20 protein-coding genes are annotated in these 23,344 nt (G+C 64.3%); 4 read left to right on the top strand and 16 right to left on the bottom strand.

Features of this window, described 5'->3' with window-relative positions; genetic code table 11:
* Positions 1 to 33 precede the first annotated feature (33 nt).
* The 8 genes from rimI to D3242_RS12805 form a co-directional block, all read right to left on the bottom strand.
* Positions 34 to 528 carry a ribosomal protein S18-alanine N-acetyltransferase gene (gene rimI / locus D3242_RS12840; RefSeq protein ID WP_019863060.1) on the bottom strand — a complete coding sequence of 165 codons (495 nt, stop codon included), beginning with the start codon at positions 526 to 528 and terminating at the stop codon, positions 34 to 36.
* Positions 528 to 1,205, bottom strand: coding sequence for a tRNA (adenosine(37)-N6)-threonylcarbamoyltransferase complex dimerization subunit type 1 TsaB (gene tsaB, locus D3242_RS12835; protein ID WP_038652020.1), 678 nt, complete (start codon positions 1,203 to 1,205; stop codon positions 528 to 530). The genes rimI and tsaB overlap by 1 nt, the downstream gene beginning before the upstream one ends.
* 96 nt (positions 1,206 to 1,301) lie before the next feature.
* The gene (locus D3242_RS12830; RefSeq protein ID WP_064984607.1) at positions 1,302 to 2,405 is read right to left on the bottom strand and encodes a DUF1513 domain-containing protein; all 1,104 of its coding nucleotides are present in this window, start codon (positions 2,403 to 2,405) and stop codon (positions 1,302 to 1,304) included.
* 2 nt (positions 2,406 to 2,407) lie between these two features.
* On the bottom strand, positions 2,408 to 3,487 hold the full coding sequence (locus D3242_RS12825) for an imelysin family protein (protein ID WP_019863058.1): 1,080 nt from the start codon (positions 3,485 to 3,487) through the stop codon (positions 2,408 to 2,410).
* Positions 3,487 to 5,088, bottom strand: coding sequence for a di-heme oxidoreductase family protein (locus D3242_RS12820; RefSeq protein WP_064984606.1), 1,602 nt, complete (start codon positions 5,086 to 5,088; stop codon positions 3,487 to 3,489). Before D3242_RS12820 ends, D3242_RS12825 begins: the two co-directional genes overlap by 1 nt.
* Before the next feature lie 12 nt (positions 5,089 to 5,100).
* Entirely contained in the window at positions 5,101 to 5,586 is a 486-nt protein-coding gene (gene bfr / locus D3242_RS12815) for a bacterioferritin (RefSeq protein WP_019863056.1), read from the bottom strand.
* Positions 5,552 to 5,863, bottom strand: coding sequence for a (2Fe-2S)-binding protein (locus D3242_RS12810; RefSeq protein ID WP_010913299.1), 312 nt, complete (start codon positions 5,861 to 5,863; stop codon positions 5,552 to 5,554). The genes bfr and D3242_RS12810 overlap by 35 nt, the downstream gene beginning before the upstream one ends.
* 112 nt (positions 5,864 to 5,975) lie before the next feature.
* Positions 5,976 to 7,265, bottom strand: a complete 1,290-nt coding sequence (locus D3242_RS12805; protein WP_064984728.1) for an imelysin family protein — start codon at positions 7,263 to 7,265, stop codon at positions 5,976 to 5,978.
* Positions 7,266 to 7,699: 434 nt separating this feature from the next.
* Here D3242_RS12805 and D3242_RS12800 point away from each other — a divergent pair, with 434 nt between their 5' ends.
* Positions 7,700 to 8,953 carry an NAD(P)/FAD-dependent oxidoreductase gene (locus D3242_RS12800; RefSeq protein ID WP_064984604.1) on the top strand — a complete coding sequence of 418 codons (1,254 nt, stop codon included), beginning with the start codon at positions 7,700 to 7,702 and terminating at the stop codon, positions 8,951 to 8,953.
* Positions 8,954 to 9,064: 111 nt separating this feature from the next.
* Here D3242_RS12800 and D3242_RS12795 read toward each other — a convergent pair whose 3' ends face one another.
* A complete protein-coding gene (locus D3242_RS12795; protein ID WP_064984726.1) occupies positions 9,065 to 10,342 on the bottom strand; it encodes a 4-aminobutyrate--2-oxoglutarate transaminase in 1,278 nt (425 codons plus the stop codon).
* A gap of 226 nt (positions 10,343 to 10,568) precedes the next feature.
* Between D3242_RS12795 and D3242_RS12790 the strand changes: the two genes are divergently transcribed.
* From D3242_RS12790 to D3242_RS12780, 3 genes are read left to right on the top strand one after another with little or no spacing between them, the layout of a single operon-like run.
* The gene (locus D3242_RS12790; RefSeq protein ID WP_064984603.1) at positions 10,569 to 11,708 is read left to right on the top strand and encodes an efflux RND transporter periplasmic adaptor subunit; all 1,140 of its coding nucleotides are present in this window, start codon (positions 10,569 to 10,571) and stop codon (positions 11,706 to 11,708) included.
* Positions 11,705 to 12,775: an efflux RND transporter periplasmic adaptor subunit gene (locus D3242_RS12785; protein WP_019863050.1), complete on the top strand. Its 1,071-nt coding sequence runs from the start codon at positions 11,705 to 11,707 to the stop codon at positions 12,773 to 12,775. Before D3242_RS12790 ends, D3242_RS12785 begins: the two co-directional genes overlap by 4 nt.
* The gene (locus tag D3242_RS12780) at positions 12,775 to 15,870 is read left to right on the top strand and encodes an efflux RND transporter permease subunit (protein ID WP_064984601.1); all 3,096 of its coding nucleotides are present in this window, start codon (positions 12,775 to 12,777) and stop codon (positions 15,868 to 15,870) included. The genes D3242_RS12785 and D3242_RS12780 overlap by 1 nt, the downstream gene beginning before the upstream one ends.
* Before the next feature lie 40 nt (positions 15,871 to 15,910).
* Here D3242_RS12780 and D3242_RS12775 read toward each other — a convergent pair whose 3' ends face one another.
* The 7 genes from D3242_RS12775 to recR form a co-directional block, all read right to left on the bottom strand.
* A complete protein-coding gene (locus D3242_RS12775) occupies positions 15,911 to 16,657 on the bottom strand; it encodes an ABC transporter ATP-binding protein (protein WP_064984725.1) in 747 nt (248 codons plus the stop codon).
* Positions 16,654 to 17,490, bottom strand: a complete 837-nt coding sequence (locus D3242_RS12770) for an ABC transporter ATP-binding protein (RefSeq protein ID WP_064984599.1) — start codon at positions 17,488 to 17,490, stop codon at positions 16,654 to 16,656. The genes D3242_RS12775 and D3242_RS12770 overlap by 4 nt, the downstream gene beginning before the upstream one ends.
* Positions 17,487 to 18,407, bottom strand: a complete 921-nt coding sequence (gene nikC, locus D3242_RS12765; RefSeq protein WP_019863045.1) for a nickel transporter permease — start codon at positions 18,405 to 18,407, stop codon at positions 17,487 to 17,489. Before nikC ends, D3242_RS12770 begins: the two co-directional genes overlap by 4 nt.
* Positions 18,404 to 19,465, bottom strand: coding sequence for an ABC transporter permease (locus D3242_RS12760; protein WP_019863044.1), 1,062 nt, complete (start codon positions 19,463 to 19,465; stop codon positions 18,404 to 18,406). The genes nikC and D3242_RS12760 overlap by 4 nt, the downstream gene beginning before the upstream one ends.
* An 18-nt stretch (positions 19,466 to 19,483) precedes the next feature.
* On the bottom strand, positions 19,484 to 21,127 hold the full coding sequence (locus tag D3242_RS12755) for an ABC transporter substrate-binding protein (RefSeq protein WP_027047717.1): 1,644 nt from the start codon (positions 21,125 to 21,127) through the stop codon (positions 19,484 to 19,486).
* A 260-nt stretch (positions 21,128 to 21,387) separates the two neighbouring features.
* Positions 21,388 to 22,680: a lytic murein transglycosylase gene (locus D3242_RS12750; protein WP_019863043.1), complete on the bottom strand. Its 1,293-nt coding sequence runs from the start codon at positions 22,678 to 22,680 to the stop codon at positions 21,388 to 21,390.
* 26 nt (positions 22,681 to 22,706) lie between these two features.
* On the bottom strand, positions 22,707 to 23,312 hold the full coding sequence (gene recR / locus D3242_RS12745) for a recombination mediator RecR (RefSeq protein WP_019863042.1): 606 nt from the start codon (positions 23,310 to 23,312) through the stop codon (positions 22,707 to 22,709).
* Positions 23,313 to 23,344: the final 32 nt, after the last annotated feature.

Below are 23,344 nucleotides of genomic sequence, written 5' to 3'. Positions count from 1 at the left end.
CGGAACCGATTGTCGGGATCATGCGGCGTCTCGCTAGCGAAGATCGCGGCGCATGACAAGCGCGCCGGTCGGTCCGCGATCGGGCGACTTGTAGTAGTCCGGGCGCTTGCCGACTTCGCGAAAGCCCAAGCGACGGTAGAGGGCGATCGCGGCGACATTGGTCTCGTCGACCTCGAGGAACAGCGCTTCGGCGCGCTGGGCGTGCAGTTCGCGCAGCACCGCATCCATCAGCTGCCAGCCTAGTCCCTGGCGGCGGTGCGAGCGCGCCACCGCGACCGTCAGGATCTCGCCCTCGCCAGCGGCCAGACGGGCCAGCACGAAGCCGACAGGCGGCTTGCCGCCCTGTCCGGTCTCGCGTGCGGCGTAACCGAACACGGTGTCCTGTTCGAGCAGGGCGGCGAACTCGCCATCGGTCCAGGGACGGACAAAATCCTCACGATGCAGCACCGAGACCGCGGGGCTGTCGGTGATCCTGAGCGGCTCGAGCGCATAGTCCCGGCGGCGTGGTTGGAGAAAGGGTATGCGCATTAATTTTGTTGCCTCGAAAGAATAAATCCGGCTTGCGGCTTTGCATCCGCGCCGCGCAGGTAAAGTGGTTTCGGCCTTTCGCCCTCGCCCTTGGCGGCGGCCAGACGGGCGTAGGTGAGAATATCAGCGGTCGCCGTCTGTGGCCCGATATCGAAACCACGGCCGTCCAAGCCCGCGACCTGTGCCGCTGCGGTACCTGCCAGCACAGCAGAGTTGTCCATCGCCAAGGCAGTGGCTTCAGGCAGCGTGGTCACTGCTGGGCCGTAAGTTAAAACTAACGCTTTGTCATACAACGCTGCGTGGATCTCCTCGCGGCCGGCATCGAGCGCCGCCAGCACCACGCGGCCGGGAAACGCAGTTGCGGCTTCGGCGGCGAGCGCTTCGAGCGTCGTCACGCCGATCGCCGGAATCTTTAATGCCAGTGCCAAGCCACGCGCGGTCGACACGCCGACGCGCAGACCGGTGAAGGAGCCGGGGCCGACGGAAACGGCAATGGCGCCAAGGCCGGGATAGTCGGTTGCGGCGGCGTTCAGCGCCTCGGCGATGACGGCCATCAGGTGCTCGGCATGGCCCTTGCCGAGATCGAGCACCGCGCGGCCAAGCTCCCGCCCGGCCGCCGCGTCGTAGACGCAGGCGGCGCAGAGGCTGGCGGCACAGTCGATGGCAAGCACTTTCATGAAACGACCGGTTCCGAGAAACACTTCCCTGTGCCCGCCAGGGCGCGCCACCGCAAGCATAATTTGTTAAGCGGCTTCGGTTCCGCCGGCGCGCTGTCAGACCGGTTCGATGCGCAGCATGTGGTTGTCCCAGACATAGTCCGGCTCTGACCGTGTCGCGCCGCTGCCCTCGATAATCTCGCCGGCGCCTGTGGTGGCCATGAAGCCCGATCCGTCCGGCGCCAGGCCGCAGACCTCGACCAGCGCGCTGGACGATACGATCCGGCCGCTGGCCGCATCGATCACGACAAGCGAATTGCCTTCCGGCGACGAGACGGCAATGGTGCCGGCAGCCGAATTTGCGGCAACCGAGCCGATATAGTTGCGGAAGCCGGACAGCACGTCCCGCGGCATGTCGAGAAGCCGCAACTCCTTGCCGCGCACGGCGCGGCCAACCAGCAGCGGACGATCCGTACCCGGCCCCCGGTACTGGCAGCCAAACCAGACGGTGCCAAATGGGTCGGTGTCCATGTGGCGGATCGACAGCTGGTGCAGGGAAGCCGGCAATTCATGCTTTTCGATCAGGTCACCGGTGAGGCGGTCGATGAGCACATAGGACGGCTTCATGGTGGCGATGTTGAGCTCGGCACGGCCATAATCGGGATGGGTCTCGATGCCGCCATTGGCGACCGCGATCGTCCGGCCGTCGCCGATGAGCAGGAGTTCGTGCGGGCCTACGCCATAGGTCGGGAATTCGCCGATGCGAGTGAATTTCGCCCGCGCATCGTAGACGCCGACGACGCCGGCCGCATTGTCGAAATCGTTCTCGGTAGCATAGAGCAGCGCGCCGTCGGGCGAGAACACGCCATGGCCGAAGAAATGCCGGCCGGCGATGCTGGCGATGGTCTGCGGCGCGTCACGGCCCGAATGATCGAAAACGACGGCGAAGGTGCCGGGCTGGCGGGCGAAGACCACCGAACGCTTCGATACGGGATCAAAGGTGACGTCATGGCCGCGATCGGGCAGGTCGATCGCATGCAGCACCTTGCCGGCCTCGGACAGCACGGCGGCACCAAAACTGCCGTCGCGCTTGACGAAAGCGGTGGCGAAAACGGCGTCGGCGGCAAGCGTCTTCGCCCAGGCCGACGGCGCCATCGCGGCAACGAAGCCGACACCCCCGGCCTTGAGGAAATCCCGGCGATCGATAAGCGGCGTACGCATGCTCAGTCCCCATCCAGCGAGGAAAACCCGGCCGTCAGGCCGAATTCTGCGGTCAGCCGGGTCCCGATCAGGGTCGACAGGCTGGAGGTGATCAGCGCGAAATGCTCGAGTTTTTCGCGCAGCGCCGGATCGGCGAGCGTCTTGTCGATCGGACCCTGAATGGATTTTGCGGTGGCGACGCCGTTGACCAGCTGGATATGGACGGACTCCGCCATCCAGCGTGCATCGGGCGGCAGAGCATCGCCAAGTTTCGAGGCCTGGAACAGCGCGTCCACGCCGGCGAGATTCCCGGCCAGCGCATTGGCGGTGTTTTGCGACCGCCAGTAGATCGCCTGTTTCGGTTTGTCGGCATCCGGCTTGCCGCCAAGGAACCCCTTCAGGCGGACATCCCTCATCATTTCCAGCTCGTTGATGAAAACACCGACTAGTTCGGTGACCGCTTCGTTGCCGTCGCGGTAGAGCGCGTTCTGCGGTCCCGGATTGGCCCAAAGCGCCGCAAAGCCGTCCGGCTTGTTCCAGGCCGCGCTGACGTCACCGGCCATGGTTTCGATATTGCCGGCAACCGCCGCGCCATAGGCGCAGCGATAGGGATCGTCCTTGCCCGCCAGCGCATCGGCACCGTCGCCGAAAAGCACGAATTCCAGCGCGCCCAGCCCCTGCATGGCGACGCTCTTGCCGGCCAGTTGTTTCGGATCGGTGGCGGTCGGATCCTTGTCCGCCAGCGCCGCCTGCACCTGTTTGAGGCCAATGCTCTTGCGATCCGGCCAGTAGAGCGTGCGCTCCAGCCGGTTGTTCTCCTTGATCGGTCCGAAGCCGATGATTTCGGCCGACGACCAGGCATAGACCGTGGCGGAAAATTCGGCCCGCACCGCATCGAGTTCCCCTTGCGAGGGCGCTTCGCAGAGCCTGTGCATCGCTTGCGTCAACGCTTCGGCATGCTGGTGCAAGCCGGCATAGGCCGGACGGACAAAGCCGTCGATCGCCCGCTGGATGATGTCGGAGGCTTTTACCGCCGCCGAAGCGGGGAAAATACCGAGCAGAGCCAGCGGAAGGACGAGAACCAGTGTAGAGCGCTTCAACATCACAGTGACTCCAGGAATTTGACCAGCGCATCGCGCTCGGCCGCGTTGGCGGAGGCAAAGCGGTCGCGCGCCTTCTGCGCCTCGCCACCATGCCACAGGATCGCCTCGGTCAGGCTGCGCGCGCGGCCATCATGCAGAAAGAAGGAATTGCCGTTGACGGTTTCGGTGAGGCCGACGCCCCACAGCGGCGGGGTGCGCCATTCGCTGCCCGTCGCATCGCCCACCGCCTGGCCGTCGGCCAGGTCAGGCCCCATGTCGTGCAGCAGGAAGTCAGAATAAGGCCAGATCAACTGGAAGGCCTGCGCCTTTTTGGGCGCGTCGCGGCGGGTGACGAATTTCGGCGTGTGGCAGGAAACGCAGCCGATCTCGTAAAAGAGCTTCTTGCCGGCGAGCACATCAGGCGCAGCGAGGTCGCGGCGTGCAGGCACGGCCAGGTTCTGCGAATAGAAGGTGACGAGATCCATCACCGGCGGCGACGCCTCGACCGGACCGAGGCGGGCCTGCACGCCATTCGGCATGGCCAGGCATTTTGCCTCAGCGGCGGTGCAATCGCCCCAGTGCTTTGGTTCTTCCGGCGTCGAGATGCCGATGTCGCCGGCGAAGGCGTCCGCCGCCTGCTGGCGGATCGTCGCGGTCTGTGCTTTCCAGCCGAAACGGCCCAGCGTCAGGTTGCCACTCAGCCCGTCACGCACAATGTTCGGCTTGCCGGAGATGCCGTCATTATTGCGGTCTTCCGGATCGGCGTGAGCAAGAATATCGGCCGGTGCGATCTGCTCGATCAGGCCAAGGCCGATCATCGGCGGCGTCAGACGCGGCGACAGCGTGGTGCGCGGATCAAGCGGCCCATAGGCGAGATCGGTGACGGAATAGCTGGGCTTGCGCAGGGAAACCGCCGTGCCGTCCGCCAGCGTCACCTGCCGTTCCTGATAATCGACGCGCATCCGGCCTTCGCCGCGCAAGCCGGGCACAGCCAGCTCCTGCAATTGCGTTCCATAGACCGGGTCGGGGAAATTGGTCAGCTCGCGGTCGGCAAGGGCTGCCTTTTCCTCGGCGTTGCTGGCATCGCGCGCCAGCCGCAGGAACATCGAGGTGGTGCCGGTATCGCCTTGCGGCGGGCGACCGCGGCCGTCCTTCAGATGGCAGTTCTGGCAGGCGCGTTCGTTGAACAGCGGACCCAGCCCGTCCGACGCCTGCGTCGAAGATGGCGACGACACCCAGTTCTTGCGGAAGAGGGCGTTGCCGAGCTTGAAAGTGCCCTCTTCCTCGAAGGTGATGTTGGCTGAGGATTGGGAGAAGGAATCGCGGCTGACGTCCTTCCGTGATGTGCCGGCGCCACCTTGCATCAGTTCGAACGGCTCGGGCTTGGAGAAATCCGTGGTCGGCCTGGTGACGGCGGCGACGCGCGCCTGATACTTGGCATTGAGGTCGCTGCGCGTGGTGGCGAGCCCGGCCGACTGAAGCTCACCGGCAAGCGCGGACGATGTCAGCGCCAACACGAGAATGGCGCAGCATCGACGAGCCAATCCAGCAGGTCTGTTCAGGCGGAACGGCGAGCCGTCGGCCCGCCGCAAGCGGCGCGGGAATTCTAGCAGGCGCCGCATTCCCGCATGCCTTTACTCCGCCTCGTTGGCCGAGTCGGCGTTGAGCTGGCCATATTTCTCCTCGCCGATCGAGGCGAGCAGGTCGAGCTGCGTCTCGAGGAAGTCGATGTGACCTTCCTCGTCAGCCAGCAGATCCTCAAACAGTTTCATCGTCACGTAGTCGCCCACCTCATGGCAGATTTCGCGCGAACGCTTGTAGGCCGTGCGCGCGTCATATTCGCCGGCAAGGTCGGATTCGAGCACTTCCTTGACGTTCTGCCCGATGCGCAGCGGCGCCACGGACTGCAGGTTCGGATGGCCTTCAAGGAAGATGATCCGGGCGATGAGCCTGTCGGCGTGGTGCATCTCCTCAATCGATTCCGCCCGCTCCTTCTTGGCCAGCTTCGTGTACCCCCAATCCTCCAGCAGACGGAAATGCACCCAATATTGATTGACCGCTCCAAGCTCTAGGAAAAGAGCCTCGTTAAGCCGCTCGATGATCAGACTTTCGCCCTTCATGGGTTCTGCTCCCGTATTGGACGCGCAGGCCTCTGACGCGATCCAGATGTGAAACGACATCGACGCCGCTCGCCTCCGAGCGGGCGTGGTAATTTTCGGTAACCCGAATGATCGTTTCGACCACATTTGGGAAACAGCCGCAACAGCGGCCACGCTTTTGCATCGCGTGATAGACCTTGGCCGGCACGATGAGTTGCCAGGGGTCCTGGTCCAGCAGCCCGATGATCGTCTGCTCGATCTCCTTCTCGGTGATGATGTTGCAATGGCAGATCAGCATTTACAGTGCTCGGATGGCTGACGGCGCCTCCCGCGCCGTGTGGCTTGTTCAGGTCCCGGAGCCCATTCCGGAGCCGATTATCAGCTTCCGGCCAGGCTCCAGGTTTCGGCGCTTACTTGAACACCTTGTCGGGTGCGTCGAGGCTGTCGGAGCCTTCGAAGGCGATGGCGTTGAGTTTCAGCGAGCCGACCGCACGTTCGATCGACTTGGTCTGGTCGATCAAGGCGTCGATCGCCGCCTGCACGGTGGCGTTGCCCGCCGCGTTACCCTCGGCGATCTGTTGGTCATAGGCCTCGCCGGCCTCGGCCCGCGCCTTGATCGCCTCCATCTTGGCGACGGTGACGTCGAGCTTGTCGGACAGTTCCTTGTCGATCGCCGGATCGGCCGCCTTGACCATGTCATGCACCGAAGGTCCGGAAACGACAGTGCCGTCGAGGCGCGTGTAGCTGGCCAGGTAGGCGGCGCGGATACCGATCGCATCATAGAGGTGCGAATTGTAGGTGTTGTCGGAGAAGCAGTCTTGCTCCTCCTCCGGATCATGCAGCATCAAGCCGAGTTTCATGCGTTCACCGGCCAGTTCGCCGTAGGACAGAGAGCCCATGCCGGTGAAGATGACCGAGATCGCCGTGTTCGGCTCGCCATCGACCAGGTTCTTGCGTGCGGCCCCGTCTGCCTTCCAGTCGTTAACCATCTTCTGCAGGTCCGAAACCAGAAGGGTGGTGACGGACTTCAGATATTCGGCACGGCGGTCACAATTGCCGCCGGTGCAGTTCTTGAGGTCGTAGTCGGTGTAAGGGCGCTCGCCGGCGCCCGGGCCGGTGCCGTGCAGGTCCTGGCCCCAGAGCAGGAATTCGATGGCGTGATAGCCGGTGGCGACATTGGCCTCGACGCCGCCGGCTTGCTGCAACGTGCCGGAGAGGAATTCCGGCGAAAGCTTCGAGGCATCGACCTTCCTGCCGTTGATCTCGATTTCCTTGTTGGCGATCACATTGGCGGTATAGAGCGAATTCGTGTCCGATTCCGTGCCGTAGCTCTTGGCGACATAGTCGATCAGGCCTTCGTCCAGCGGCCAGGAATTCACCTCGCCTTCCCAGTCGTCGACGATCTTGTTGCCGAAGCGGTAGACCTCGGTCTGCTGGTAGGGCACGCGCGATGCCTTCCAGGCCTCGCGGGCGGCATTGAGCGTTTCCACCGAGGGGTTGGCCAGCAGCGCATCGACGGCCTTGTCGAGAGCCTGCGCCCTGGTCAGTGAATCCTCATATTTGGCAAGCGCGATATCGGAATAGGTCTTGATGACCGCTTTCGCGTCGGTTTCCGCCTTGGCAGGCAGCACGAACACCGCCGCCGTCAGCAGCGCCGTGGCACCAATCGCCGCCAGCCTGCCGCCATACCGTGCTGTCATCATCACTCTCCAGTTTCTCGGAAATTCCGTAAGGGGCGCGCGCGGCGACCGGCGCGGGGCCACGTCGTTGCCAAAAGCGCCAAGACTTGCCGCGCCATTGCGCGGTTCGGGGAAAAAAGACACCAAAATGCCTCCAATCGAACGGGTTCAAGGCCCAGACATCAAAGGGATGCGCCAATACGCAGGCTCCCATAAAGCTTCGGCGCCGATGGAAGTCAACGAAAATCTACGGGAAAAGCCAATTGAAACAATAGTTTAGAATTATTCTAAACTACAGAAGTCAACTTTACACCTCGGCTGCGCCGGCTTCGCTGTCGAACTGTACGATTGACAGCCGCCGTTCCGGGTGCGACCCGCAAACGCTCTCTTGCGGCGGCGCCAGACAATTGCCACCTGCCGAGAGATCCTAGGATCGAAACAGGATTTGGGACGCGATGAAGAACGGCGTGGTCATTGTCGGTGGCGGTCATGCGGGCGTGCAAGCGGCCGCCAGTTTGCGCGAGGACGGCTATGACGGGCCGGTGATCCTCATCAGTGACGAGAACGAACTGCCCTACCATAAGCCACCGCTGTCGAAGACCTTCATCAAGGATGCCGACGCCAAACCGCAACCGCTTCGGGGTGAGGCCTTCTATACCGGCAACGCCATCGACTACCGACCGGGCGTGCGGATCGAACGCATCGATGCCGGCGGCCGCAGCCTGGAGATATCAGGCGGCGGCGTGCTTGCCTTCGACCATCTGATCCTGGCGACCGGGTCGCGCCCGCGCCTCCTGCCGCTGCCTGGCTCGGATCTGTCCGGCGTCCTGTCGCTGCGTTCGCTGGCCGATGCCCGGCGGATCCGCGACTTGAGCGCACGGAGCGAAGATGTCGTCATCCTCGGTGGCGGCTTTATCGGGCTGGAGATCGCCGCGACGCTGCGTGCGGCCGGCCGCACGGTGACGGTGGTGGAAGCGGTCGACCGGCTACTCGGCCGCGCCGTGGCGCCGGTGGTGGCAAGCCATGTCCGCCAAAGGCTGGAAGCGGCCGGCGTGCGCATCCTCACCGGCACCTCGATTTCAAGGCTCGAAGGCGAAAACGGTCATGTCGTCGCCGCCATGACCTCGTCGGGTGAAAAATTGCCGGCGCGCATGGTTATCGTCGGCATCGGCGCCGTGGCCAATGTCGAACTGGCGCAGGACGCCGGCCTTGCCATCGCCAACGGCATCCGTGTCGATCACCAGATGCGCAGTTCGGTGCCGGAAATCCTGGCCATCGGCGACGTTGCCTCCTACCGACACTGGTTCACCGGCGGCGATGTGCGGCTGGAATCGGTACAGAACGCCACCGACCAGGCCCGCCTCGCGGCGCGCACGATCACCGGTCACGCGGATGCCTATTCGGCGGTGCCATGGTTCTGGTCCGATATTGGCGACATGAAGCTGCAGATGGTCGGGCTGACCGCCGGCGGCGACAGCCATGTCGTGCTGGGCGACCTGCCCGACAACAAGTTCTCGATCTACCACTATGCCGGCGACCGGTTGCTCGGCATCGAGTCCGTCAACCGCCCCGGCGACCACATGCTTGGCCGCAAGATGCTGGGCGCCGGCTTCTCGCCGACGCCGGAGACGGTGGCAATGGGTCCCGAGGGGTTGAAGGCGGCTCTGGCTGCCTTTCAGCAGGATGAGCCGGCAAGAGCTGCGGGATAGCCGCCTTACCCTCCCCCTTGTGGGGAGGGTCGCTGCGAAGCAGCGGGGTGGGCGCCAAGCCCCCCACACGGACCTCAGTCCGACCTCCCCACGAGGGGGAGGTAAAGCGGTTCAGGCGGCGCAGACTTCGCGGATCGAGCTTTCCAGAATGTCGAGCGCCTCGTTCATGACCTCGTCCTGGATGGTGATTGGCGCAAGGAAGCGGATGACGTTGCCGTAGACGCCGCAGGTCAGCAGGATCAGGCCCTTGTCGAGCGCTTTCAGCCGGATGGCGTTGGCGATCTCGGCCGACGGCAGGCCCTTCTTGACGTCGTTGAACTCGACCGCGTTCATGAAGCCGAGGCCCCTGATATCGACGATCTCGGGCACGTCGTCGCGGATCGACTGCAGGCGCTGCTTCAGCCGCGCGCCCAGGGTGTTGGCGCGGTCGCAAAGCTTTTCGTGCTCGATCACGTCGAGAACCGCGTGTGCCGCGGCAACCCCGATCGGGCTGCCGCCATAGGTGCCGCCGAGGCCGCCGGGGCCGGGCGCATCCATGATTTCGGCGCGGCCGGTGACGGCCGACAGCGGGAAGCCGCCGGCCAGGCTCTTGGCCATGGTGGTGATGTCGGCCGCGACTTCATGGTGATCCATCGCGAACATCTTGCCGGTGCGGGCAAAGCCGGTCTGCACCTCGTCGGCGATCAAAAGCATGCCGTGCTGGTCGCAGAGCTTGCGCAGCGCGGTCAAGAATTCGCGCGGCGCCTCGTAGAAGCCGCCCTCGCCCTGAACCGGCTCGACAATGATGGCGGCGACGCGGGCCGGATCGACATCGGCCTTGAACAACCGGTCGAGTGCGGCCAGCGAATCGGCAACCGACACACCATGCAGCGGCACCGGGAACGGCGCGTGATAGACGTCGCCCGGCATGGCGCCGAAGCCGACCTTGTAGGGCACGACCTTGCCGGTCAGCGCCATGCCCATGAAGGTGCGGCCATGGAAGCCGCCGGCGAAGGCGATGACGGCCGGGCGTCCGGTGGCATTGCGGGCGATCTTGATGGCGTTCTCGACCGCCTCGGCGCCGGTGGTGACGAAGATCGTCTTCTTCTCGAACTTGCCGGGCAGCATGGCATTCAGCCGTTCGGCCAGCCTGACGTAGCTCTCATAGGGCACGACCTGGTGGCAGGTGTGGGTGAAACGGTCGAGCTGCGCCTTGACCGCTTCGATCACCCTGGGGTGGCGGTGGCCGGTGTTGACGACGGCGATGCCCGAGGAAAAGTCGATGTAGCGACGGCCTTCGACATCCCAGATTTCCGAATTTTCGGCCCGGTCGGCATAGATTTGCGTGGTCATGCCGACGCCGCGCGAGATCGACTGGTTTTTGCGTTCGGAAATGGCTGAATTCTTCATGATATCCCTCATCGGGCCGGCGCCCGTCCTCGTTGATCAGATGTCTTCTGACCTTATTTCATGTTTTCCTCAAGTCGGCACCACCGGCGGGCGATTGGGCCTGCGACGAGAAGATCCGGGCCTTAGCCAGTCGGGCGATACCCGTACGAGGCCGGTTTCCTTTTTCCGGGGATCGATTATCCTCCTGACATCCGCGAGGATCAGCAACCCGCGGCTTGGGGAGCCCATGAGCAGGAACGCGACATCGTTCGTCTCGCCGCCATCCGTCAGAACCTCCAGTCTTTTGTCATTTCCAATCGCCTCGGCAATGTGCGTCTGCGCAGCCGCATTGCTTCTGGCCGGCTGCCAGAAGCAGGAAGCGGCGGACAAGAAACTGCCGATCATGGTGCGCACCGAAACAGTGGCGATGGCCGACTATGCGCCGAGAACCTCGCTGACCGGGGTCATCGCGGCGCGCACGCTGAACAATCTGTCGTTCCGCGTCGGCGGCCGCATTGCCGAGCGGCTTGTTGATGTCGGCCAGCATGTCGACCAGGGCGCGGTGCTTGCCCGCATCGATCCGCAGGAGCAGCAATCCGATCTGCGCTCCGCACAGGCCGATCTTGACGCAGCACAAGCGCAGCTGACCCAGTCCGCCGCCGCCTTCGAGCGGCAGAAGACGCTGCTTGCCCAGGGCTTCACCACAAGGCGCGACTATGATGCCGCCGACCAGGCGCTGAAGGTGGCGCAAGGCAGCGTCGATGCCGCGCAGAGCGCATTCGCCAACGCCCAGCAGAACCTGTCCTTCACCGAGCTCAAGGCGGGTGCCGCCGGTGTGATCACCGCCCGCCAGGTCGAAACCGGCCAGGTGGTGCAGGCGGCACAAACCGTCTTCACGGTCGCCGAGGACGGTGACCGCGATGCGGTGTTCAACGTGCAAGAGACGCTGGTCGCCAAGACGCCGGCCTCGCCGGCGGTGACGATCACATTGTTGTCCGACCCGCAGGTCCGGGCGACAGGCAAGGTGCGCGAGATCTCGCCGGCGGTCGACCAGGCTTCCGGTTCGATCCGGGTCAAGGTCGGCATTGCCGACACGCCCGCCGGCATGCCGCTCGGGGCGGCCGTCATCGGGTCGGTCAGCGCCAAGCCGGCGAAGGCGATCCTGCTGCCCTGGCAGGCGCTGACATCCAGCGCGGGCAAACCGGCGGTCTGGATCGTCGACCCCTCGACCAAGGCGGTGGCGCCGACGCCGGTCGAGGTGCTGGCTTTCGATTCGGGCACGGTCGTCATCGCCAGCGGACTGAACGAGGGCCAAAGCGTCGTGACCGCGGGCGGGCAGTTGCTCAGTCCCGGCCAGACGGTCGAGATATCGGGGGCGGGCCAATGAACCGGTCCATCATGCTTGGCCTGTTCGCGCTTGGCGCGCTCGCCGCCTGCTCGAAATCGGAGGAAAAGCCACCGGAGGTCATCCGGCCGGTGCTGTCGATGGTGGTCGAGCCGCGCACGACGCAGACCTTCGGCTTTGCCGGCTCGGTCGAGCCGCAGATCAGCGCCGACCTTGCCTTCCGCCTGCTTGGCCGGGTCGTCTCGCGCGACGTCAAGGTCGGCGACATCGTCAGCAAGGGCACGACGATCGCCGCGCTCGATCCGACCGCGCTGGAGCTGGCGGTGCAAGCAGCCAAGGCCGAGCTCTCCAATGCCGAGGCACAGTTCGCCAATGCTGCCGCCAGCGAGGAGCGCCAGCGCCAGCTGCTTGCCGCGGCCAACGCCTCGCAGGCCGTCTTCGATGCCGCGCAGCAGGCACGCAAGGCCGCGGAGGCCAATGTCGAGCGGGCCAAGGCTTCGCTGGCCAAATCGCAGGAGCAGCTCGGCTACGCCAGGTTGTTCTCGGATTTCGACGGCGTCGTCACCGCCGTCGGCGCCGAGGTCGGACAGACCGTCTCGGCCGGCCAGACGGTCGTCACCGTGGCGCGCTCGGATCTGCGCGAAGCCGTGGTCGATATCCCCGATCAGTTGACCGGCGATCTCACCACCGGCACGCCGTTCCAGGTGATCCTGCAATCGCTGCCGACGATCGAGACCCAGGCCAAGCTGCGCGAGATCGCGCCGCAGGCCGAAGGCTCGACCCGCACCCGGCGCGTCAAGCTGACACTCACCGATCCGCCACAGGCCTTTCGGCTCGGCTCGACGGTGACGGCGACCCGCGTGACCAAGGTGGCGCCGACGATCGAACTGCCCATCTCGGCGCTGCTGGAAAAGAACGGCGCCGACAAGGTGTGGATCGTCGACCCGCAGACATCGAGCGTGAGCACGCGCGACATCAAGGTCGCGTCGAAGAATGGCGGCGCCTTCACAGTGGCTGAAGGGCTCAACGCCGGCATGCGCGTCGTCACCGCGGGCGTCCACAGCCTGAGCGAAGGCCAGAAGGTCAAAGTGCTGGAGGGCGGCGTCTGATGAAGGGCTTCAATCTCTCCGACTGGGCGCTCAGCCACCGCTCCATGGTGTGGTATTTCATGCTGGTCTTCGTCGTGGCCGGCATCTTCTCCTACCTCAATCTCGGTCGTGAGGAAGACCCCAACTTCACCATCAAGACGATGATCATCCAGGCCAACTGGCCGGGCGCATCGGTCAAGGAGACCGTGCAGCAGGTAACCGATCGCATCGAGAAGAAGCTCGAGGAACTCGACAGCCTCGACTATACCAAGTCCGTCACCACCGCCGGCCAGACCGTCATCTTCGTCAACCTGAAGGACACCACCAAGGCGCGCGATGTCGTGCCGAACTGGCTTCAGGTGCGCAACATGGTCAACGACATCAAGGCGCAGTTTCCGCAAGGCGTGCAGGGACCGTTCTTCAACGACCGCTTCGGCGATGTCTACGGCAACATCTACGCCTTCACTTCTGACGGGCTGACGCCGCGCCAATTGCGCGACTATGTCGAGGATGTCCGCACCAAGATCCTGACCGTGCCCAATGCCGGCAAGGTCGATCTCGTCGGCGCGCAGGACGAAGCGATCTATCTCGAATTCTCGACCCGCCAGATCGCCGCCCTCGGCCTCAACCAGCAGGCGATCGTGGCAAGCCTGCAGGCGCAGAACGCGATCACGCCGTCCGGCGTCATCCAGTCCGGACCGGAGCGCATCAGCGTACGCGTCGGCGGCCAGTTCACCTCCGAGGACAGCCTTCGCGCCATCAACCTACGCGTCAACGACCGCTTCTTCCGGCTGAGCGACGTGGCGACGATCACGCGCGGCTATGCCGATCCGCCAACGGCGCTTTTCCGCTTCAACGGCCAGGACGCGATCGGGCTCGCCATCGGCATGAAGCCCAATGCCAATCTGCTGCAGTTCGGCGAGGCGCTGCACGAGGAGATGAACAAGGTGCTGGCCGACCTGCCGGTCGGTGTCGGCGTGCACCTGGTCGCCGACCAGCCGGTCATCGTCGAGGAGGCCGTCTCGGGCTTCACCCGCGCCCTGTTCGAGGCGGTGGCCATCGTGCTTGCGGTGTCGTTCATCAGCCTCGGCATGCGCGCCGGCTTCGTCGTGGCGCTGTCGATCCCGCTGGTGCTGGCCATCACCTTCACGGTCATGGCCTATCTCGGCATTTCGCTGCAGCGCATTTCACTCGGCGCGCTGATCATCGCGCTCGGCCTTTTGGTCGACGACGCCATGATCGCCGTCGAGATGATGGTGGCGCGGCTGGAGGTCGGCGACAATCTGCGCAAGGCGGCGACCTATGTCTACACATCGACCGCCTTCCCGATGCTGACCGGCACGCTGGTGACGGTCGCCGGCTTCATCCCGATCGGGCTCAATTCGAGTGCAGCCGGCGAATACACTTTCACGCTGTTCGTCGTCATCGCCGTGTCGCTGCTGGTGTCGTGGATCGTGGCGGTGCTGTTCGCGCCGCTGCTCGGCGTCACTATCCTGCCGGCGACGATGAAGACGAAACACCACGACCAGCCGGGACGCTTCACCTCGCTGTTCCGGCGCGTGCTTGTCGGCTCGGTGCGCCACCACTGGCTGACCATCATCGCCACAGTGCTGTTGTTTGCCGCCTCGATCGCCGGCTTCGGTCTCGTCCAGCAGCAGTTCTTCCCGCCCTCCGACCGGCCCGAGCTGATCGTCGACTGGAACCTGCCGCAGAATTCCTCTATCGCGGAGACGCGCGACCAGATGGAGCGCTTCGAGCAGCGGGCGCTGGTCGGCAATCCCGACATCGACCATTTCTCGTCCTATATCGGCCAGGGCGCGGTGCGCTTCGTGCTGGCCTACGACGTGCAGCCGGCCAACCCCTATTTCGGCCAGACCGTGATCGTCACCAAGAGCATCGAGGCCCGCAACCGGGTCAAGCCGGCGCTGGAAAGGCTGCTGCGCGAGGAATTTGTCGGCACCGACGCCTTCGTCAAGCTGCTCGAGCTCGGCCCGCCTGTCGGCCGTCCGGTGCAATACCGCGTCGGCGGTCCCGACATCCAGGCGGTGCGCGAGCTGGCGCAACAATTCGCCGGTGTGATCTCGGCCAATTCGAAACTGGCGGCCCCCACCTTCGACTGGAACGAGCCGCAACGCGTGCTGAGGGTCGACGTGCTGCAGGACAAGGCGCGCCAGCTCGGCATCACCTCTTCCGATATCGCCAGCGCGCTCAACAGCACGGTCGGCGGCGCCACCATCACGCAGGTGCGCGACGCCACCTATCTCATCAATGTCGTGGCACGCTCACGCGATGCCGAACGCGGCTCGATCGGGACGCTGCAGAACATGCAGTTGCCGACCAGCACCGGCGAGGCGATCCCGCTCGCGGCGGTGGCCAATTTCCGCTACGAGCTCGAACAGCCAACGGTTTGGCGGCGCGACCGCATTCCGACGATCACCGTGCGCGCCGGACTGGTCGGCGACGTGCTGCCTGCCACCGTGGTCAACGAGCTGAAGCCATCGGTCGATGCCTTCATCGCCAAGCTGCCGCCGGGCTATTCGGTCGAGACCGCCGGCTCGGTCGAGGAAAGCGCCAAGAGCCAGGGGCCGATCGCGGCCGTGGTGCCGCTGATGCTTTTCGTCATGGCCACGATCCTGATGATCCAGTTGCAGAGCTTCCAGCGCCTGTTCCTGGTGGTGGCGGTGGCGCCGCTCGGGCTGATCGGCGTGGTCGCGGCCCTGGTGCCGAGCGGCGCGCCGCTCGGCTTCGTCGCCATCCTGGGCGTGCTGGCGCTGATTGGCATCCTGATCCGCAACTCGGTCATCCTGATCGTGCAGATCGAGGACCTCGTCGCCGAAGGCAAGGACCGCTGGGCGGCCGTCATCGAGGCGACGGAACACCGGATGCGGCCGATCGCGCTGACCGCGGCCGCCGCCAGCCTGGCGCTGATCCCAATCGCGCGCGAAGTGTTCTGGGGACCGATGGCCTACGCGATGATGGGCGGCATCATCGCGGGTACGGCGATCACGCTGCTGTTCCTGCCGGCGCTTTATGTGACGTGGTTCCGGATCAAGGAGCCGAAGCAATCGAGCCAAGCTGGACACAGCGGAGCCTTGCCTGAGGGCGGAGCCGCCTGACGCTCGCGTGGCGCCAAGGAAGTCGATTTAAAAAGCTTGGCTACGCCCTCACAAACCCCTCGCTGGCCCTGAGCAGATTGCGCGTATAATCCTCTGTCACGCGGTGCGCGACAAGTTGGGCCGCCGTGAGATTCTCGACCGCCTCGCCGCTTTGCATCACCATCAGCCGCTCGCACATATGGGTGATGATGGCGAGGTCGTGGCTGACCATCAGGAAGGTCAGCTTGCGCCGTCGGCGGACCTCTTCCAAAAGGTTGAGCACTTCCGCCTGCACCGAGGCATCCAGCGCCGAGGTCGGCTCGTCGAGCAGCAGGATCGAGGGTTCGAGGATGAGCGCACGTGCGATCGCCACGCGCTGGCGCTGGCCGCCCGACAACTGATGCGCGTAGCGGAAGCGAAAGCCGTTGCCGAGGCCGACCTCGTCGAGCGCGCGTTCGATGCGCTTCTCGCCATCGGCAAAGCCGTGGATGGCAAGCGGTTCCTGCAGCAGGCGGTCGACGGTCTGGCGCGGGTGCAGCGAGCCATAGGGATCCTGGAAGACCATCTGCACTTCGCGATAAAAGGCCTTGTCGCGGCGCGTGCCGAGCGTCTTGCCGTTGACGTTGATGCTGCCCGATGCGACCGGCGCGAGGCCGGCGATCGCCCTGAGCAGCGTCGACTTGCCGGAACCACTCTCGCCGACCAGGCCGAAGGATTCGCCTGACCTGACTTCGAGGCTGACGCCTTTCAGCGCGCGAAACCGGTCGAAGATCACTTCCAGCCCGTCGACGGTGATCGCAGCTGTCATGCCGCCCACTCCGGCTTGCGGTCGAGCACCGGCAGCGGGTGGCGCTCGAAGCCGATCCTGGGCATGCAGTTGAGCAGGCCGCGTGTGTAGGGATGCTGGGCCTGGCCGAGTTCGGAGGCCTTTAGCTGCTCGACCACCTTGCCGGCATACATGACGATGACGCGGTCGCAGAAGGACGAGACCAGGCGCAGATCGTGCGAAATGAAGATCAGCCCCATGCCGCGATCGCTGACCAATTTATCGAGGATGCCGAGCACGTCGAGTTGCACGGTGACGTCGAGCGCCGAGGTCGGCTCGTCGGCAATCATCATTTCCGGCCCGGCGATCAGCATCATGGCGATCATGGCGCGCTGGCCCATGCCGCCTGAGACCTCATGCGGATGCAGGTCGAAGACGCGTTTGGGATCGCGGATCTGGACCGCTTCCAGCATGGCCAGCGCGCGCTCGCGCGCTTCGGCCTTGCTGACTTTTTCGTGGGTGCGCAGCGTCTCGACGATCTGGCGGCCGATGCTCATCACCGGGTCGAGCGAGTATTTCGGATCCTGGAGGATCATGGCGATGCGGTTGCCCCGCAATGCCCGGCGCTGGCGCGGCGAGATGCCGAGCAGGTCAATGCCGTCGAAGGCCAGTTTCCTGGCCGATATCCTGGCCTGCGGCGGCGTCAGGCCCATGATGGCGCGGCCGGTCTGCGATTTTCCCGAGCCGCTTTCGCCGACAATGCCGAGCCGCTCGCGGCCGAGCGTGAAGGACACACCGCGCACGGCCTGGACCAGGCCGGTTCGGGTCGGAAAATCGACCCGAAGGTCGTCGACTTCAAGCAGTGTGCCGCTCATTGGTCACCGCTCCGGGGATCGAGGGCATCGCGCAGGCCGTCGCCGAGCAGGTTGAAGCCGAGGCTGACGATGAGAATGGCGAAGCCCGGCGCGCCGGCCACCCACCATTGATCGAGGATGAAGCGGCGGCCCGACGCGATCATCGTGCCCCACTCAGGCAGCGGCGGCTGCGCGCCGAGGCCGAGGAAGCCGAGGCCGGCGGCGGTGAGGATGATGCCGGCCATGTCGAGCGTCACCCGGACGATCAGCGAGGAGATGCAGAGCGGCATGATGTGGCGCAGCACGATGCGGAAGGGCGACGCGCCCATCAGCTGCACAGCCTTGATGTAATCGGAATTGCGCACCGTCAGCGTTTCCGCGCGAGCAATTCGAGCGTAAGGCGGCCATGAGGTGATGGCTATCGCCAGCACCGCGTTTTCGATGCCGGGGCCGAGGGCAGCGACAAAGGCCAGCGCCAGAACGAGCTTGGGGAAGGCGAGGAAGATGTCGGTGATGCGCATCAGGATGGCATCGGTCCAGCCGCCGGCGTAACCGGCGACGGTGCCCACCAGCAGGCCGATGGGGGCGGCGATGATGGCGACCAGGATGACGACATAGAGCGTCCAGCGCGAACCGTAGAGGATGCGCGAAAGGATATCGCGGCCGAGGTCGTCCGTGCCGAACCAGTGCTCGGCGCTGGGCGCCAGCAGCCGGGAATTCTTGAGATCACCGAAGGTCGGCGAATAGGGCGCCAGCACGCCGGCAAGGGCTGCGATGACCAGCAAGGCGATGATGATCAGCAGGCCGACAAAAGCCAGCCGGTTGGCCGAGAAACGCCGCCACGCGACATAGGCGCGTCCGAGCCTAGCCTGCATGCGCGAGGCCGGCCGCTCGCTGAGCAGCCAGTCGCGACGGCTCTGGATGGTGTCTGCGCTCATCCTGTCTTCGTCCTCGGGTCCAGCACGCGGTAGAGAAGATCCGACAGAAGGTTGATGGCGATGAACACCGAACCGATGACGATGGTGCCGCCAAGGACGGCATTCATATCGGCGTTCTGCAGCGAGTTGGTAATGTAGAGGCCGATGCCCGGCCAGGAGAAGACAGTCTCGGTCAGCACCGAGCCTTCGAGCAACCCAGCATAGGAGAGCGCGATCACCGTCACCATCGGCACCGCGGCATTGCGTAGCGCGTGGCCCCAGATGATGCGGGTTTCCGACAGGCCCTTGGCGCGGGCGGCGACGATGTATTCCTGCGCAAGTTCGTTGAGCATGAACGAGCGCGTCATGCGGCTGATATAGGCGAGCGAGAAATAGCCGAGCAGCGAGGCCGGCAAGATGATGTGGCGGAAGGCATCCCAGAAGACATCCCACTGACCCTGCATCGCCGAATCGAGAAGGTAGAAACCGGTGATCGGCGTGAAGGTGTATTCGTAGACGACATCGAGCCGAGCCGGAAAAGCCACCCATTGCAATTTGGCGTAGAACAGGACGAGGCCAAGCAGGCCGAGCCAGAAGATCGGCACGGAATAGCCGATCAGGCCAATGACGCGCACGATCTGGTCGATGATGCTGCCGCGCCTGACCGCGGCCAGCACGCCGAGCGGCACGCCGAACAGCGCACCGATCAGTGTCCCCAGCGTCGCCAGTTCCGTCGTTGCTGGAAGGGCGCGGCGAATGTCAGTCATGACCGGGTTGGTGGTCAGCACCGATGTGCCGAAATCACCGTTCAGGGCATTTTTCACATAGATGTAGAACTGTTCGATCAGCGGCAGGTCGAGGCCCATCTCGCGGCGCGTGCGCTCCACGACATTGAGAGGCGCCCGATCGCCGAGCACCGCCAGCACCGGATCGATCGGGATGACACGGCCGATGAAGAAGGTCACCGCGAGAAGACCAAGATAGGTCGTGACCGCGATGACCAGGAAACGGCCGATCGCCGAGGCAATGGCGACCGCGCGGGCACTGCCGCGCCCGCTCTCGTTTTCAATCGCGCTCATGCGGCGCGTCCGTCGGCTTTATTCTTTCGAGACCGGGCCGACGAAGTTGCTGTCGAAGCTCGGACCAAGCGCGAAGCCCTTGAGGTTCTTGCGCAGCCCGGCCACTTCCAATTGCTGATGGATGATCACGAAGGGGCTGGTGTCGAGGATCTTCTGCTGCAAATCCTTGTACATATCAGCCCGCTTGCCTGCATCCTTCTCCAGCAGTGCCGCTTCGGTTTCCTTGGTCAGGTCCGGAATGTCCCAGGAATTGCGCCAGGCGAGCGTGTGCGACTTGCCGGCATCCGAATTGTCGGGGTTGGAGGCGAAGGTCTGGGCGTTGGAGTTCGGATCGAAATAATCCTGGCCCCAATTGCCGATATAGATGTCATGGTTGCGGGCGCGGTACTTGGTCAGCGTCTGCTTGCCGTCACCTGGAATGATCTCCAGCTTGATGCCGGCCTGGCCGAGCGTCTGCTGGATCGATTCGGCCATTCCGGTCGTCGGCTGGCCGGTGCGTACGTCCATGGTGACGCTGAAGCCGTCGGCCAGGCCGGCCTTGGCCAGCAATTCCTTGGCTTTGGCAACGTCGAGCTTGAAGGGATTGGTGTCGATGGCCCCGAGATCGCCCTTGGGCAGGAATGACTGGTGGATTTCGCCGATACCCTTGAGGATGGTCGAGCTCAGCGCATCGTAGTCGACCAGGTATTTGAAGGCCTGGCGAACCTCGGGCTTGGCGAGGTTCGGGTTCTTCTGGTTCAGGCTGATGTAATAGACCGTGCCCTTCGGCGCGCTGGTGGTGGTGAGATCGGCGTTCTTGGCGATGGCGTCGAGGTCGTTCGGCTCGAGGTTGCGGGCAACGTCGATGTCGCCGGCTTCGAGCGCCAGGCGCTGGGCCGAGCTTTCCTTCATGTTGCGGTAGATGACGCGGGCGAGCTTGGCCTTTTCACCGTGATAATTGTCGTTGCGCTCCATGACGACGGCTTCGTTGGCGCGCCATTCGCGCAGCTTGTAGGCGCCGGAGCCGGCATAGCCGGTCTTCAGCCAGGCATTGCCGAAGTCATTGTCCCATTTGTAGTCGGCGCTCGGCGTCACCGCGGCGACATGCTCCTTGACCAGCTTGGCGTCGACAACGGAAGCGACCGTGGCCGACAGGCAGTTCAGCACGAAGCTCGGCGCATAGGCCTTGTCGACGGTGAACTGGAAGGTGGTGTCGTCGATTGCCTTGGCCTTTTCGGTGACGTTGTCGCCGCTGATGCCGAACTGGTCGATGATGAAGGCCGGGCTCTTGTCCAGCTTGACGGCGCGCTCGAACGAATAGGCGACGTCGGCCGCGGTGATCGGATTGCCCGAGGCGAATTTGAGGCCTGGCTTGAGCTTGAACGTATAGGTCAGGCCATCGTCGGAGACGGTCCAGCTCTCTGCGAGATCCGGCTTGACCTTGGAGGTGTCGCTGAGGTCGAGACGGACCAGCAGGTCATAGGTGTTGCCGGTGACTTCGGCGGTCGACAGTTCGAACGCTTCGCCCGGATCCATGGAGATGATGTCGTCGATGGCGAAGCCCTCGACCAGCGTGTCGGCGGGTGTGACGGCGAAGGCGGGTGCTGCGCCAATAAGCAGCGCGGACACCGCCGCGCCCGCTAGCAAGGCACGCGAGCGAAGAGCAAACTTTTCCATCATCATGGTGATTGTTCCCTGTTTTGTTGGTTGTTGACCTGAGTTCCCGGCTCAGGATTGTAGAATTCTTGTCGGGGCCAAAGGACGGCCTCTAACCCCTTACCGTCGTGGTTTTTGTCCAATTGGTCAACAGCATATCCGGCCACTTTGTGACGGGCAACGAGCATTTGCAGAACGGCCTATTGAAGGCGAATGGCGGATGGCGCGTCGACGCATACGCCGACCGATCGAGGCAGCCGAACGAGAAAGATCTGCCAATTTTTGAGTTATTTCAGCGCGGTGACCAGGCCCGCATCGGGAAAGCAGGTCGCGGCCTGGCCATTCTTGGCCTGCCACTTGCCGATCGAACGGCGGGTCTTGAAGCCCGGCAGGCCGTCGGCGCTGCCGACATCATAGCCCTTGGCCTCCAGCGCCCGCTGCAGGGCGGCGATGTCGGAGCGATGGAGATCGCCGACCGGACCCCAGCTGCCGGAAAAATTCTGGTCGCCATGCGCAATGCGGTCGGCGCCGTGGCCGATGAACAGCGCATAGAGGTCGCTGGTGTTGTATTCCTTCAGCACATAGAAATTGGGGGTGGCGATGAAAGCCGGCCCGCTGCGGCCGGCCGGCATGAGCAGGAAGCCCTGCGCCTTCAACTCGCTCGCCGCAAACGGCTTGCCGCCGACTCGCTTGATGCCCATACCAGCCCACTCAGAGATCTTCTTGCCCTGATCGGGACCTTCCAGCGAGCAGGAGACGCTCTCGGGTACGGTCACCTCGAAACCCCAGCCGCGTCCCCTCACCCAGCCATAATGGACGAGATAATTGGCGATCGAGGCGAGCACGTCGGGCGTCGAATTCCAGATGTCGACACGTCCATCGCCGTCGAAATCCACGGCATGCTTGAGAAAGGAGGTCGGCATGAATTGCGGCTGGCCAAGCGCACCGGCCCAGGACGATTTCATCGCGCCGACCGGGGCCAGTCCGCGTTGGACGATTTCCAGCGCGGCCAAAAGCTCGGTGCGGAAGAAATCCTGCTTCGTCGACATGAATGCCTTGGTGCCGAGAACCTCGAAGGCGTCGTAAGGCATCTTTGCCGCGCCGAAGCCGGTCTCACGGCCCCAGATCGCCAGGAGGATCTCGCCGGGCACGCCATAGCGCTTTTCAATCGCGGCAAGCGTCCTGGCGTTGGCGGCTTCGCGCGCGCGGCCGCCTGACGTCACCGCACGAACCGTCTTCTCGGCGAAATAGGCGCCGGGCGAGCCGAACTCGGCCTGATGCTGCTTCTGCGGCGTCTTCGGCTTCTCGCCGGGCATGACAAGGTCGGGTAGCTTCAGATTGGGCTTTATGCCATCGAAGGCGGCATCGAATGTCTGCTTGGAAATGCCTTTGGCCTTGGCCTCGGGCCAGAGGTCGTTCTGCAGCCAGGCGCGGAATTGGTCGTCGATCTTGGCGGCCGAGGCGGGGGCAGAAAAGACGAGGAAGGCAAGCGCAGCCAGGAAAAATGCCAGACAGAGCTGGCGAAGTCCGCGTTCAGTATCGGTGCTTGGCACCAGCCTCGAAGGGCGCGCAACAATCATGATCCGCACCCTTCCCGCTAATTGCGTCAAAACGCCGTCCGTGAGCGCAGCGCGGCGGCGAGCGTGCCCTCGTCGAGATAGTCGAGTTCACCGCCGACCGGTACGCCATGCGCCAGCCTCGTCACCTTGATGTCGAAGCCGGACAGCTGGTCGGTGAGGTAGTGCGCGGTGGTCTGGCCCTCGACCGTTGCGTTGACGGCGAGGATGATCTCCTTGACCTCGCCGCCGGCGACGCGGTCGATCAACGAGCGGATGTTGAGCTGGTCGGGGCCGATGCCGTCGAGCGGCGACAGCGTGCCGCCGAGCACATGGTAGCGCACGTTCATGGCGGCTGCCCGCTCCAACGCCCAGAGATCCGAGACGTCCTCGACGACGATGAGGGTGGCGGCGTCGCGGCGCGGATCAGTGCAGATCATGCAAGGGTCCGATGTGTCGACATTGCCGCAAGTTGAACAGATGCGCACCTTGTCGGCCGCCTCGCCCATGGCGGCGGCGAGCGGCGACAGCAGCTGTTCCTTCTTCTTGATCAGATGCAGGGCAGCGCGCCTGGCCGAACGGGGCCCGAGCCCCGGCACCTTGGCCAGGAGCTGGATCAGGCGTTCGATCTCGGGACCGGCGATTCGCTTGGACATTGCTCTGATCTAGAGCAATTTCAGGAAAAGTG

It is taken from the genome of Mesorhizobium jarvisii (assembly GCF_003601985.1).
Classification (GTDB): domain Bacteria; phylum Pseudomonadota; class Alphaproteobacteria; order Rhizobiales; family Rhizobiaceae; genus Mesorhizobium; species Mesorhizobium jarvisii.
This window is presented reverse-complemented; position numbering and strand designations above follow the sequence as displayed.

What these genes read in the sequence shown, in the direction of transcription:
- D3242_RS12790 (WP_064984603.1), top strand. Translation starts at nt 10,569, where the DNA reads ATGAGCAGGAACGCGACATCGTTCGTCTCGCCGCCATCCGTCAGAACC.
- bfr (WP_019863056.1), bottom strand. Translation starts at nt 5,586, where the DNA reads ATGAAGGGCGAAAGTCTGATCATCGAGCGGCTTAACGAGGCTCTTTTC.
- D3242_RS12755 (WP_027047717.1), bottom strand. Translation starts at nt 21,127, where the DNA reads ATGATGATGGAAAAGTTTGCTCTTCGCTCGCGTGCCTTGCTAGCGGGC.
- D3242_RS12825 (WP_019863058.1), bottom strand. Translation starts at nt 3,487, where the DNA reads ATGTTGAAGCGCTCTACACTGGTTCTCGTCCTTCCGCTGGCTCTGCTC.
- tsaB (WP_038652020.1), bottom strand. Translation starts at nt 1,205, where the DNA reads ATGAAAGTGCTTGCCATCGACTGTGCCGCCAGCCTCTGCGCCGCCTGC.
- D3242_RS12810 (WP_010913299.1), bottom strand. Translation starts at nt 5,863, where the DNA reads ATGCTGATCTGCCATTGCAACATCATCACCGAGAAGGAGATCGAGCAG.
- D3242_RS12795 (WP_064984726.1), bottom strand. Translation starts at nt 10,342, where the DNA reads ATGAAGAATTCAGCCATTTCCGAACGCAAAAACCAGTCGATCTCGCGC.
- D3242_RS12820 (WP_064984606.1), bottom strand. Translation starts at nt 5,088, where the DNA reads ATGCGGCGCCTGCTAGAATTCCCGCGCCGCTTGCGGCGGGCCGACGGC.
- D3242_RS12750 (WP_019863043.1), bottom strand. Translation starts at nt 22,680, where the DNA reads ATGATTGTTGCGCGCCCTTCGAGGCTGGTGCCAAGCACCGATACTGAA.
- recR (WP_019863042.1), bottom strand. Translation starts at nt 23,312, where the DNA reads ATGTCCAAGCGAATCGCCGGTCCCGAGATCGAACGCCTGATCCAGCTC.
- D3242_RS12780 (WP_064984601.1), top strand. Translation starts at nt 12,775, where the DNA reads ATGAAGGGCTTCAATCTCTCCGACTGGGCGCTCAGCCACCGCTCCATG.
- D3242_RS12770 (WP_064984599.1), bottom strand. Translation starts at nt 17,490, where the DNA reads ATGAGCGGCACACTGCTTGAAGTCGACGACCTTCGGGTCGATTTTCCG.
- rimI (WP_019863060.1), bottom strand. Translation starts at nt 528, where the DNA reads ATGCGCATACCCTTTCTCCAACCACGCCGCCGGGACTATGCGCTCGAG.
- nikC (WP_019863045.1), bottom strand. Translation starts at nt 18,407, where the DNA reads ATGAGCGCAGACACCATCCAGAGCCGTCGCGACTGGCTGCTCAGCGAG.
- D3242_RS12775 (WP_064984725.1), bottom strand. Translation starts at nt 16,657, where the DNA reads ATGACAGCTGCGATCACCGTCGACGGGCTGGAAGTGATCTTCGACCGG.
- D3242_RS12830 (WP_064984607.1), bottom strand. Translation starts at nt 2,405, where the DNA reads ATGCGTACGCCGCTTATCGATCGCCGGGATTTCCTCAAGGCCGGGGGT.
- D3242_RS12785 (WP_019863050.1), top strand. Translation starts at nt 11,705, where the DNA reads ATGAACCGGTCCATCATGCTTGGCCTGTTCGCGCTTGGCGCGCTCGCC.
- D3242_RS12805 (WP_064984728.1), bottom strand. Translation starts at nt 7,265, where the DNA reads ATGACAGCACGGTATGGCGGCAGGCTGGCGGCGATTGGTGCCACGGCG.
- D3242_RS12760 (WP_019863044.1), bottom strand. Translation starts at nt 19,465, where the DNA reads ATGAGCGCGATTGAAAACGAGAGCGGGCGCGGCAGTGCCCGCGCGGTC.
- D3242_RS12800 (WP_064984604.1), top strand. Translation starts at nt 7,700, where the DNA reads ATGAAGAACGGCGTGGTCATTGTCGGTGGCGGTCATGCGGGCGTGCAA.